This window comes from Peribacillus sp. NPDC096622 (assembly GCF_044762665.1).
GTDB classification, from domain to species: domain Bacteria; phylum Bacillota; class Bacilli; order Bacillales; family DSM-1321; genus Peribacillus; species Peribacillus frigoritolerans_B.
On sequence record NZ_JBIWES010000040.1, the window covers coordinates 1 to 10,823 of the forward strand.

Genomic DNA, 10,823 nt, shown 5'->3' on the forward strand with positions numbered 1-10,823 from the left:
CATGTGGAGCTGACTGATACTAATAGATCGAGGACTTAACCAACGCTTTTTAAAAAATGAAATACCTTCTTATTATCTAGTTTTGAAGGAATGAAAATTTCTTCTTGCATTTTGATTTCATACATGTTATGATAATAAATGTGCTAAAAAGATTAAATGTTTGGTGGCGATAGCGAAGAGGTCACACCCGTTCCCATTCCGAACACGGCAGTTAAGCTCTTCAGCGCCAATGGTAGTTGGGGGTTTCCCCCTGTGAGAGTAGGACGCCGCCAAGCTATAATCTTTGTATTCTTTTTGGATAAACGGGAATACTATTTTTATAAAAGCAACATTTATACCGTCGCGGGGTGGAGCAGTCCGGTAGCTCGTCGGGCTCATAACCCGAAGGTCGCAGGTTCAAATCCTGTCCCCGCAATCATGAAAAAAACGAAACTTAGGTTTCGTTTTTTTGTTTTATCTGAAATTCCAATAATATGTCCCTAACTTATTTGTTTCTTCTTTTGAAACAAGGTAAACTACATATAGAATGGTTTTTGTTCCATAATATTGCGTTTATGGTTCTCGACTTGAACTATAGGACGGACGTTTTCCTAATAATGATAAAGGTGATTGATATATGCAGCATGTTGAATGGATTTCTCAGAATGAGGAAGAAACAGCGCAATTTGCGCACAAATTGGCACAAAAGCTTTCCAGTGGAGATGTGCTGGCTTTAGAAGGTGACTTGGGTGCAGGGAAGACGGCATTCACAAAAGGGCTGGCTAAAGGATTAGGTGTTACCAGAATGGTGAATAGCCCTACCTTTACGATAATAAAGGAGTATATGGGTCGTTTGCCTTTGTATCATATGGATGTCTACCGGGTAAGTGAATCGGAAGAAGATTTAGGCTTTGATGAATATTTTGATGGTGATGGTGTGACTGTCGTTGAATGGGCCCATTTAATAAAGGATCACCTCCCAGAGGAAATCTTGACCATTTATATCTATCGTCTGGGCGATACAAGCCGGCGTATTGTTTTGGAAGCCAAAGGCGAACGATATGTAAAGTTATGTAAGGAGATTATTTGATGAAGGTTTTAGCTATAGATACATCGAATTTCACATTAGGGATTGCACTTGTAAACGGGAATCAAGTAATTGGTGAGTATACGACGAACCTAAAGAAAAATCATTCGGTGCGGGTAATGCCAGCAATTGAAACACTGCTGAGGGACTGTGATACTATACCGAAGGAATTGACTAAGATAGTGGTCGCTCAAGGTCCAGGCTCCTATACAGGGGTCAGGATTGGAGTGACGATAGCGAAAAGCTTGGCCTGGACGCTTCAGATTCCGTTATCAGGTGTTTCCAGCTTAGAGGTTTTAGCAGCTAATGGACGTTATTTTAACGGGTTGATATCTCCCTTGTTCGATGCAAGAAGAGGGCAGATTTATACTGGATTATATGAAATGGAAAAGGATTCTTTAAAGACAGTCATAGAAGATTGTAATATTCTATCCTCTGAGTGGGCGAATCAATTGAAGGAATTAAATCGTCCTGTTTTATTTGTTGGTCAAGATGTGGACATCCATCGGGATGCAATTACGGATGCATTAGGCGAATTAGCGGTATTTGCTCCAGTACAATCATATAATTCAAGGCCAAGCGAACTTGCCTTCATTGGTCTTGATAAGACTGAAGTGGATATTCACCAGTTTGTACCGAATTATATCCGCATGGCTGAAGCAGAAGCTAAGTGGCTTGAACAACAGGGGAAATAAACAAGGAAAGCGACCGATTATTATGAGTAAAACATTGACGTTCCGAAAGATGAATACGGCAGATATCGACCAAGTGCTCAACGTGGAAAAGCAGTCCTTTACTTTGCCTTGGAGCCGGGAAGCTTTTTTTAATGAATTGAATCATAATCAGTACGCTGTATACATGGTGATAGAGGATGAAGGGAAAATTGCCGGTTATTGCGGTGCCTGGATCGTCATTGATGAATCGCACATTACCAATATAGCGATATTACCAGAATACCGAGGGCAAAAGCTTGGAGAAGCTTTGCTCAGGAAGATGATTGAAATCTCCATTTCAATGGGTGTGGTGAGGATGACACTTGAGGTCCGTGTCAGTAATGCCGTAGCCATTTCACTTTATGAAAAGCTGGGTTTCCAAAAGGGCGGAATCCGAAAGAATTATTATACAGACAATCAAGAAGATGCTTATGTTATGTGGGTGAATTTTTCATGAAAAAAGATCAATTTATATTAGGAATTGAAACAAGCTGTGATGAAACTGCGGCAGCTGTCATAAAAAATGGAACGGAGATACTGAGTAATGTCGTGGCTTCACAAATAGAAAGCCATAAACGTTTTGGCGGTGTCGTCCCGGAAATAGCTTCCCGTCATCATGTAGAACAAATTACGATTGTTCTTGAAGAAGCACTGCTGCAAGCCGGTGTGACATATGAAGACTTGGATGCCATTGCCGTTACAGAAGGTCCCGGCCTTGTAGGGGCACTATTAATAGGTGTGAATGCGGCGAAGGCTGTAGCTTTCGCACATGGAATACCGATTGTCGGCACGCATCATATCGCTGGTCATATCTATGCTAATCGGCTTATTCAGGAGATCGAATATCCTGCGCTTTCTTTAGTCGTTTCGGGAGGGCATACGGAGTTGGTGCTTTTAGAAGAACCTGGTTCTTTCAAGGTGATCGGGGAGACGCGGGATGATGCCGCAGGAGAGGCGTATGATAAAGTGGCTCGAACCTTGGGTCTCCCTTATCCTGGCGGGCCTCATATCGATAGGCTTGCGCAAATTGGCTCACCATCTTTGAAACTGCCTAGGGCATGGTTGGATGGAAGCTATGACTTTTCCTTCAGCGGCTTGAAATCAGCGGTAATCAACACTTTGCATAATGCAGAACAGCGCGGGGAAAAAATTGAACCTAAAGATTTAGCAGCTAGTTTCCAAGCAAGCGTGATAGAAGTGCTTGTAATGAAAACTGTGAAGGCTGCAAAGGAATATAATGTGAAACAGGTATTGCTTGCTGGAGGAGTTGCGGCAAATAAAGGCCTTAGGGAAGCATTAGCGGAAGCTTTTAAGGATTTACCTATGGATATATCCATTCCGCCCCTCTATCTTTGTACCGACAATGCTGCCATGATCGGTGCTGCTGGCAGTGTCATGTTTGAAAAGGGGAAGCGATCTGGTTTGGATTTGAACGGAAATCCTGGATTGGATATAGAAGCATTTTAATTGACGAGAAGACAGGATCCCTCACTTCGGCATCCTGTCTTTTTATCGTGTTAATAAAATAATAGAATATTCTGTGGATAAAGTTTTTTTGATAATCATACTGCATGTGTATAAATCATTGTTTTTGTGGATAAGTGGATATGTTTCTGTGGATAATGTGCATAACTCGAATTAATGGCTTATGAACGGTAAGCGTTTTGTTAACAAGTTTGTGGATAACTTTCAAGAGACAATTTGATTGGAAAAGAAAAAGACCGAGTCAATTGACTCGGTCTTTTTCATTCTTCCAGTTCAGTCCATTCTTCGAGAAGCTGGTCCAAACTTTCTTGTGCATGATCAAGCTTTGTTTGGACTTCCATTACTTTTTCATGGTCCTGAAAAACATTTGGATCACAGAGGAGGTCATTATATTCGTTTATTTCGGTTTCAAGAAGCTCCATGGCTGCCTCGATTTCCTCAATGCGCCGTTTTCGCTGGCGTTCAGCTTTTTTTGCTTCTTTATTAATTTTGTAATTTGTTTTTTCTACAGCCGCATCTAAAGTTTTAGCCTGATCCTGCTGTTCAAGTGCTTGGATTTCCGCTTGCTCCTGCTTCTTCTCCAGATAGTAATCATAATCACCGAGGAATTCTTCGTTGCCTTCTTTGGAGAGCTCTATCACTTTCGTTGCTATCCGATTTATGAAATAGCGGTCATGTGAGACGAAAAGAATAGTTCCCGGATAATCGATCAAAGCGTTTTCGAGCACCAATTTACTATCGAGGTCCAAGTGGTTCGTTGGTTCATCGAGAATTAAAAAATTCCCTTTTTGCATCATCATTTTGGCTAGAGCAAGACGAGCCTTTTCGCCCCCGCTTAGTGTGGAAACGGTTTTCAAAACATCGTCCCCGCTAAATAGGAAATTACCGAGTACGGTGCGAATGTCCTTTTCCGGTTTGAGGGGATAGTCGTCCCATAATTCATTGAGTACGCGTTTATTGGAAACAAGGTTAGCCTGTTCTTGATCGTAGTAGCTGACTTCTACGTTCGTTCCAAAACGGAAATCCCCAGAAAGTGCGGGCAGCTTGGAAATGATCGTTTTCAATAAAGTTGATTTTCCTACTCCATTTGGGCCGACAAGAGCTATGCTCTCTCCTTTTGTCATCCGGGAATTTATATTCTTCGATACCGTTTCCCCTTCGTATCCGATAGCCAGGTCCTGAAGGTGGAGTACTTCATTTCCGCTTTGCCTTTCAATCTGGAAAGAAAAATTCGCGGATTTTTCATCACCTTGCGGCTTGTCCAACACATCCATCTTTTCGAGCTGTTTACGTCTGCTTTGAGCTCTTTTCGTGGTGGAAGCCCTTGTGATATTACGTTGGACAAAGTCACGAAGCTTTTCGATTTCCCCTTGCTGTTTCTCGAACAGTTTCATGTCCCGCTCATAATCTTCCGCTTTTCCCTCTAGGTAAGAACTATAATTACCATGGTATTTTTTCATGTTATTCCGGGAAATCTCATATACCAGGTTTACTACTTTATCTAAAAAATAGCGGTCATGGGAAACAATGAGGACAGCTCCCTGGTAGCTTTGTAAATATTGTTCAAGCCAAGAGAGGGTTTCGATATCTAAATGGTTCGTCGGCTCATCCAGAATCAATATATCCGGTTTCCTTAAAAGCAGCTTTCCTAATGCAAGCCTTGTTTTTTGCCCGCCGCTTAAAGTGGAAATTGGGGTAGAATAGTCAAAGTCGGCAAACTGAAGTCCATGCAATACGGAACGGATATCCGCTTCATATTGATAACCGCCCTTCTCTTTGAATGCCACCATCAAAGTGTCGTATTCATTCAGCACTTTTTGGTAAATTGTTTCGTTTTCAAAGATGTCAGGTCTGGCCATATCAGCCTCAAGGCGGCGCAGTTCCTTTTCCTGCTCTATAAGATCAGTGAATACAGTCAGCATCTCATCCCAAATGGTCAGTTCGGATTCCAATCCCGTATCCTGGGCCATATAGCCGATGGTGACGCCTTTTGGTTTGATTATTTCACCGCCATCATGCGAAATCTGCCCGGCTATGATTTTTAGTAAAGTGGATTTGCCGGCGCCATTTCGGCCTACAAGTGCAATTCGATCTTTATTTTGAACTTCGAGCTTCATATTTGATAAAATAAGTTCAGCTCCATAATATTTCGATAGTTGATTGATTTGTAATAAAATCATAGATTTCACCTCAATTGATTATTGTTAGTGTAACGTATTTTAGTTATTATCGGCAACAGCTTGGTTCCAAGCTAAAAGAAAAGCTGTTACATAAAGTGGAATAATAGTGTATGATTTAGGAGGGGTTACTTAAATGGGAGACTTAACGCATTTTAATGAACAGGGCATGGCCAAAATGGTCGATGTGAGTGCAAAGCCTGAAACAACCCGGACGGCAGTGGCTCAATCGAGCATTTTATTGAATGATGAAATATATGAATTGGTCACGAACCATAAAATGAAAAAAGGTGATGTACTGGCTGTTGCACAAGTTGCAGGAATAATGGCCAGCAAAAATACATCCAATATAATTCCGATGTGCCACCCCATTGCTCTGCAAGGGGTCAATATAGCCTTTGATTGGGAAAAAGAAGAACAAGGATATAGGCTTAGGATTGAAACGGAAGCTAAGACAAAAGGGAGTACAGGTGTGGAAATGGAAGCGTTAACAGCTGCATCCGTGACTGCCTTGACTGTTTATGACATGTGTAAGGCCCTTGATAAGGGAATGGTGATCGGGCCTACATTCTTAGTGGAGAAAACAGGCGGAGTGTCTAGTAGCGATTATAAAAGGCAAGTAAAACAACAAACAAATAGAGATTAAGTTGAAAAGCATGTGTGAAGGCGGGGAAGAACAATGAACCATGACCCAAAGATACCGCAGGCAACAGCCAAAAGGTTGCCATTGTATTATCGATTTTTAAAGAACTTACATTCCTCAGGCAAACAAAGAGTTTCCTCGGCAGAGCTTAGCGAAGCTGTAAAAGTGGATTCTGCTACCATTCGCCGCGATTTTTCCTACTTTGGCGCGCTTGGGAAAAAAGGCTACGGCTACAATGTCAATTATTTATTATCCTTCTTCAGAAAAACACTAGATCAAGATGAATTGACCAAAGTCGCTTTAATTGGGGTAGGAAATTTAGGAACCGCTTTTTTAAATTACAATTTCATGAAAAATAATAATACAAAAATTGAAATGGCTTTCGAAGTTTCTGAAGAAAAGGTCGGCAAGCGAATAGCTGATGTGCCTATCTATCATATGGATCAAATCGATACACTATTGCAGGAAAATAATATTACTGCGGCTATATTGACAGTGCCTGCACAGGTAGCCCAGACGATAACCGATCGTCTAGTCAAAGCTGACATAAAAGGAATATTGAATTTCACACCTGCACGGCTGACCGTGCCTCCATCCATAAGGGTCCATCACATTGACCTTGCGGTGGAGCTTCAGTCGCTCATCTACTTCCTGAAACATTATCCTGTAGTGGAAGAAGCCGCATTGGAGGAATAAAAAAAACGCTGCATCATTGCAGCGTTTTTTTTATTGCAGCTTTTCAGTTTGTGGACTAAAGGAGGGGAATTGTCTCATCCCGAACCATGATTTTAAAACAAGACTAGGTTTTCCTTCATGGTTTTTTACTGTAATCATTATTGGATGGAAGAAATTTGCGACACCTGGCGAATATCTGGCTAGCCGGGACCCCACAGGCGCTTGTGCCGAGGAGGCTTGGCGGACAGGGAGCGGATTTCTGAAATCAACTGGAACTTTTTTAAATAAAAAAAGCTGAAGACAAAATCGTTTTCTTCGAATTTGTCTTCAGTCTGAAATACTGCATCTTTACAGCGTTTTTTTATTTTTTCTTATTTTTTTGTGCGGCTTTAATCTTAAAGTGCAGCATGATCATTCGTAATCCCGAACCAAAGTCAAGAGTCGCAATAAAGACAAGTATGTAGGCAAAGAGTCCCCATCCTGAAGAATTGACGGTTTGAATCGCGATAGCGGTAAAAAGGGCCCCTAAGCCTGCATAGATAATGCCCATGAATAAGGGTGATTGACGTTTCATAATAAACCTCCGATGAAGGCCTGTGCAGTATCCAGCATCTTCTCTATATCCTCCCGATATACCACTTGAAGGATGATAACAAGCGTGTTCATCGCAATATGAGCGCTCATGGATACGAGAATGCGGCCTGTTTTCGCATAAAGGAAAGCAAAAGTGAAGCCCATTGCCGTATATAAAAGAAGATGTTCAAATTCACCATGCGCCAAGCCGAAAATAACTGAGCTGATTAAAGCTGAAATAAAGAAGTTAAACCGTTTATGAAGTGATCCGAAAATGATTTTCCGGAAAATTAATTCTTCCAATATAGGTCCAATTACTGAAGTGACGAAAATGACCATGGGGACTTTGTAAATGAGTGAAATGAGTTGCTGCGTATTTTCAGATTCAGACTCCACTCCAAGCATTTGTTCAATGCTTCCGGCAATGCTTTGTGCAAAAAGAGCCATGAACACTCCTGCAATTGCCCATAATATGGACATGGAAACGGAAGTTTGGTTTCTCGTGTCCAACTTTTCCCTCATATCTTTTCTCATTAAAAAAAGAATCAAGAATAAAGCTGCGAGAAAACTGAAAACTATCCAGTATGCTGCAGATTTCACTTCGAGTTCATCAGCCGGCATTCCGGTATAAGACCCGATCAGCATGAAAATGGGTACCCCGACAATACTGGATAATTGCATGGCAATATAAGTGATGATGACGAACCAATATTCTTTTTTCAAAAATGAAAACTCCTTTTATAGTCACCCATTCCAACGTTACTGATATGGGGACAATCTATAAACGCATACTCCAAAATGGTATCAAAAATTGAGGCAGAACACCACTTAAAGGTACCCCTAACATTACATTTAAATTACTATGTTAAGGAAATCATTATCCTAAAGTAGTTTACCCGTAATTTATCAGAAATTAATAAAAAATTTTCAATAAGATACTTGCAAAAAAGGCTCGGTTTATTTAATATTATAAATGTGTTAGCACTCGATGATGAAGAGTGCTAATAATCATGAAACAAATTATCAAGAGAATATGAGGAGGTTGTTTCACTTGTTAAAACCATTAGGTGATCGCGTTATTATTGAACTAGTTCAAACTGAAGAAAAAACTGCAAGCGGTATTGTTCTTCCTGATACTGCTAAAGAAAAGCCACAAGAAGGTAAGGTAGTAGCAGTTGGTACTGGCCGTGTCCTTGAAAATGGCGAACGTGTTGCTTTAGAGGTTGCCCAAGGCGATCTAATTATCTTCTCAAAATATGCAGGTACTGAAGTTAAATACGAAGACACTGAATACTTAATTTTACGTGAAAGCGACATTCTAGCTGTTATCGGCTAATTATACATCATACTTAACTGAACGAAAAATTTTCTTAAAATTTTAGGGAGGTACTTATAAATGGCTAAAGAAATTAAATTTAGTGAAGAAGCTCGCCGCTCCATGCTTCGCGGTGTGGACGCACTTGCAGATGCAGTTAAAGTAACGCTTGGACCAAAAGGTCGTAACGTGGTTCTTGAGAAAAAATTCGGTTCACCGCTTATCACAAATGACGGTGTGACGATCGCTAAAGAAATCGAATTGGAAGATGCATTCGAAAACATGGGTGCGAAATTGGTTGCTGAAGTAGCAAGCAAAACAAACGACGTAGCTGGTGACGGTACAACTACTGCAACGGTTCTTGCACAAGCGATGATCCGTGAAGGTCTTAAAAACGTAACAGCTGGTGCTAACCCAATGGGTATCCGTAAAGGAATCGAGAAAGCGGTCAATTCAGCAATTGCAGAATTGAAAGCCATTTCCAAACCTGTTGAAAACAAAGAATCAATCGCACAAGTTGCTGCCATCTCTTCAGCTGATGAAGAAGTGGGCCAACTGATTGCAGAAGCAATGGAGCGCGTTGGTAACGACGGCGTCATCACAATCGAAGAGTCTAAAGGTTTCACAACTGAATTGGACGTAGTAGAAGGTATGCAATTCGACCGTGGATATGCTTCTCCATACATGGTTACTGACTCAGATAAAATGGAAGCTGTCCTTGAGAATCCATATATCTTGATCACAGATAAAAAAATCACGAATATCCAAGAAATCCTTCCTGTACTTGAGCAAGTTGTACAACAAGGAAAACCGCTATTATTGATTGCTGAAGATGTAGAAGGCGAAGCGCTTGCAACTCTTGTTGTGAACAAACTTCGTGGAACATTCAACGCTGTTGCTGTTAAGGCTCCTGGATTCGGTGACCGTCGTAAAGCAATGCTTGAAGACATCGCAGCCCTTACAGGTGGCGAAGTAATCACTGAAGAAATCGGACTTGATCTTAAATCTGCAACAATCGATTCATTAGGCCGTGCGTCTAAAGTGGTTGTTACAAAAGAAAATACAACAATCGTTGAAGGTTCTGGAGATACAGCTCAAATTCAAGCTCGTGTAAACCAAATCCGTGTTCAATTAGAAGAAACAACTTCTGAATTCGACCGTGAAAAATTACAAGAACGCCTTGCTAAATTAGCTGGTGGTGTAGCGGTAATCAAGGTCGGTGCAGCTACTGAAACAGAATTGAAAGAACGTAAACTTCGTATTGAAGATGCATTGAACTCCACTCGTGCCGCTGTTGAAGAAGGTATCGTAGCCGGTGGTGGTACAGCACTTCTAAACGTATACAATAAAATCGCTGAAATTCAAGCGGAAGGCGACGTAGCAACAGGCGTGAAAATCGTTCTTCGTGCCATCGAAGAGCCTGTTCGTCAAATCGCTCACAACGCTGGTCTTGAAGGCTCTGTAATCGTAGAGCGCCTTAAAGGCGAAGCAGTAGGCACTGGCTTCAACGCAGCTACTGGACAATGGGTGAACATGATCGAATCCGGTATCGTCGATCCTACTAAAGTAACTCGTTCAGCTCTACAAAACGCTGGTTCTGTAGCAGCTATGTTCTTAACAACAGAAGCTGTCGTTGCTGACAAACCAGAACCTGCAGGCGCTGGCGGCATGGGCATGCCTGACATGGGCGGCATGGGCGGCATGGGCGGCATGATGTAATAAACATCATAAAGCCTTGATATATAGGGGTTTTTAGGTAGAAGAAAGATAAATGCTCATACATTTGCTCATAGTGAGTAAAAAGATGCTCATTTCATAAACTAAAAGCTCATTTTATTAGAGAAGGTCTTTCATCAGTTTACTGAACTGGTGGGAGGCCTTTTCTTCCATATTGGCAGTCATATGAGCGTAGATATTCATTGTTGTGTTTATGTCTGTATGGCCTAAGCGCTGCTGAATCTCCTTTACTCCCACACCCGCTTCAATCAAGAGAGATGTATGTGTATGTCTGAATGAATGAGGGGTAATGTTTTTATCGATATCTGCCTTTTTTAATATCCGTTTTAGTCTAGTTTCCACTACTTTTCGTGCGCCCGGCATGGGTGCAATCTATAGGGTGAAAGTCCCGAACCATGAAGGCAGTAGTAGTGGTTAGCTTAATGCAAGGGTGTCTACG

11 protein-coding genes, 1 tRNA gene, 1 rRNA gene and 1 pseudogene are annotated in these 10,823 nt (G+C 41.4%); 10 read left to right on the forward strand and 4 right to left on the reverse strand.

Annotated features, from left to right (window positions below; translation table 11 throughout):
* The first annotated feature begins 159 nt into the window (after positions 1-159).
* From rrf to tsaD, 6 genes are all read left to right on the forward strand, one after another.
* Positions 160-275, forward strand: a 5S ribosomal RNA gene (gene rrf / locus ACIQYG_RS26240).
* A gap of 66 nt (positions 276-341) precedes the next feature.
* Positions 342-415 (forward strand) — tRNA-Met (locus ACIQYG_RS26245).
* 201 nt (positions 416-616) lie between these two features.
* Positions 617-1,069, forward strand: coding sequence for a tRNA (adenosine(37)-N6)-threonylcarbamoyltransferase complex ATPase subunit type 1 TsaE (gene tsaE, locus ACIQYG_RS26250; RefSeq protein ID WP_034306358.1), 453 nt, complete (start codon positions 617-619; stop codon positions 1,067-1,069).
* Complete coding sequence (gene tsaB, locus ACIQYG_RS26255) at positions 1,069-1,761, forward strand: tRNA (adenosine(37)-N6)-threonylcarbamoyltransferase complex dimerization subunit type 1 TsaB (protein ID WP_402844361.1); 693 nt, start codon at positions 1,069-1,071, stop codon at positions 1,759-1,761. Before tsaE ends, tsaB begins: the two co-directional genes overlap by 1 nt.
* Before the next feature lie 22 nt (positions 1,762-1,783).
* Complete coding sequence (gene rimI, locus ACIQYG_RS26260) at positions 1,784-2,236, forward strand: ribosomal protein S18-alanine N-acetyltransferase (RefSeq protein ID WP_053533463.1); 453 nt, start codon at positions 1,784-1,786, stop codon at positions 2,234-2,236.
* Positions 2,233-3,246 carry a tRNA (adenosine(37)-N6)-threonylcarbamoyltransferase complex transferase subunit TsaD gene (gene tsaD, locus ACIQYG_RS26265; protein WP_402844365.1) on the forward strand — a complete coding sequence of 338 codons (1,014 nt, stop codon included), beginning with the start codon at positions 2,233-2,235 and terminating at the stop codon, positions 3,244-3,246. The genes rimI and tsaD overlap by 4 nt, the downstream gene beginning before the upstream one ends.
* A gap of 278 nt (positions 3,247-3,524) precedes the next feature.
* Here the strand turns inward: tsaD and ACIQYG_RS26270 are convergent, their stop codons facing one another.
* On the reverse strand, positions 3,525-5,444 hold the full coding sequence (locus ACIQYG_RS26270; protein WP_402844368.1) for an ABC-F family ATP-binding cassette domain-containing protein: 1,920 nt from the start codon (positions 5,442-5,444) through the stop codon (positions 3,525-3,527).
* 133 nt (positions 5,445-5,577) lie between these two features.
* On the opposite strand from ACIQYG_RS26270, the gene moaC reads away from it, so the two are divergent.
* Together moaC and ACIQYG_RS26280 are read left to right on the forward strand one after the other, a co-directional pair.
* Positions 5,578-6,087, forward strand: a complete 510-nt coding sequence (moaC, locus tag ACIQYG_RS26275) for a cyclic pyranopterin monophosphate synthase MoaC (RefSeq protein WP_402844371.1) — start codon at positions 5,578-5,580, stop codon at positions 6,085-6,087.
* 33 nt (positions 6,088-6,120) lie between these two features.
* Entirely contained in the window at positions 6,121-6,780 is a 660-nt protein-coding gene (locus ACIQYG_RS26280; protein WP_034306345.1) for a redox-sensing transcriptional repressor Rex, read from the forward strand.
* Positions 6,781-7,120: 340 nt separating this feature from the next.
* On the opposite strand, the gene ACIQYG_RS26285 is transcribed toward ACIQYG_RS26280, so the two are convergent.
* Positions 7,121-7,333 (reverse strand): YdiK family protein, encoded by a 213-nt coding sequence (locus ACIQYG_RS26285; protein ID WP_402844374.1) that lies wholly within the window; start codon positions 7,331-7,333, stop codon positions 7,121-7,123.
* The gene (locus ACIQYG_RS26290) at positions 7,330-8,055 is read right to left on the reverse strand and encodes a CPBP family intramembrane glutamic endopeptidase (RefSeq protein ID WP_034306339.1); all 726 of its coding nucleotides are present in this window, start codon (positions 8,053-8,055) and stop codon (positions 7,330-7,332) included. Before ACIQYG_RS26290 ends, ACIQYG_RS26285 begins: the two co-directional genes overlap by 4 nt.
* Before the next feature lie 328 nt (positions 8,056-8,383).
* On the opposite strand from ACIQYG_RS26290, the gene groES reads away from it, so the two are divergent.
* Both groES and groL read left to right on the forward strand, forming a co-directional pair.
* Positions 8,384-8,668, forward strand: coding sequence for a co-chaperone GroES (gene groES / locus ACIQYG_RS26295; protein ID WP_034306337.1), 285 nt, complete (start codon positions 8,384-8,386; stop codon positions 8,666-8,668).
* 60 nt (positions 8,669-8,728) lie between these two features.
* On the forward strand, positions 8,729-10,366 hold the full coding sequence (gene groL / locus ACIQYG_RS26300; protein WP_053533467.1) for a chaperonin GroEL: 1,638 nt from the start codon (positions 8,729-8,731) through the stop codon (positions 10,364-10,366).
* Between the two features lie 117 nt (positions 10,367-10,483).
* Here the strand turns inward: groL and ACIQYG_RS26305 are convergent.
* A pseudogene (locus ACIQYG_RS26305) lies at positions 10,484-10,723 on the reverse strand (tyrosine-type recombinase/integrase); the annotation flags it as partial.
* Between the last annotated feature and the right edge of the window lie 100 nt (positions 10,724-10,823).

Bases quoted from the DNA above. Each gene is read 5' to 3' on its own strand.
- tsaE (WP_034306358.1), top strand. From the start codon at position 617: ATGCAGCATGTTGAATGGATTTCTCAGAATGAGGAAGAAACAGCGCAA.
- tsaB (WP_402844361.1), top strand. From the start codon at position 1,069: ATGAAGGTTTTAGCTATAGATACATCGAATTTCACATTAGGGATTGCA.
- rimI (WP_053533463.1), top strand. From the start codon at position 1,784: ATGAGTAAAACATTGACGTTCCGAAAGATGAATACGGCAGATATCGAC.
- tsaD (WP_402844365.1), top strand. From the start codon at position 2,233: ATGAAAAAAGATCAATTTATATTAGGAATTGAAACAAGCTGTGATGAA.
- ACIQYG_RS26270 (WP_402844368.1), bottom strand. From the start codon at position 5,444: ATGATTTTATTACAAATCAATCAACTATCGAAATATTATGGAGCTGAA.
- moaC (WP_402844371.1), top strand. From the start codon at position 5,578: ATGGGAGACTTAACGCATTTTAATGAACAGGGCATGGCCAAAATGGTC.
- ACIQYG_RS26280 (WP_034306345.1), top strand. From the start codon at position 6,121: ATGAACCATGACCCAAAGATACCGCAGGCAACAGCCAAAAGGTTGCCA.
- ACIQYG_RS26285 (WP_402844374.1), bottom strand. From the start codon at position 7,333: ATGAAACGTCAATCACCCTTATTCATGGGCATTATCTATGCAGGCTTA.
- groL (WP_053533467.1), top strand. From the start codon at position 8,729: ATGGCTAAAGAAATTAAATTTAGTGAAGAAGCTCGCCGCTCCATGCTT.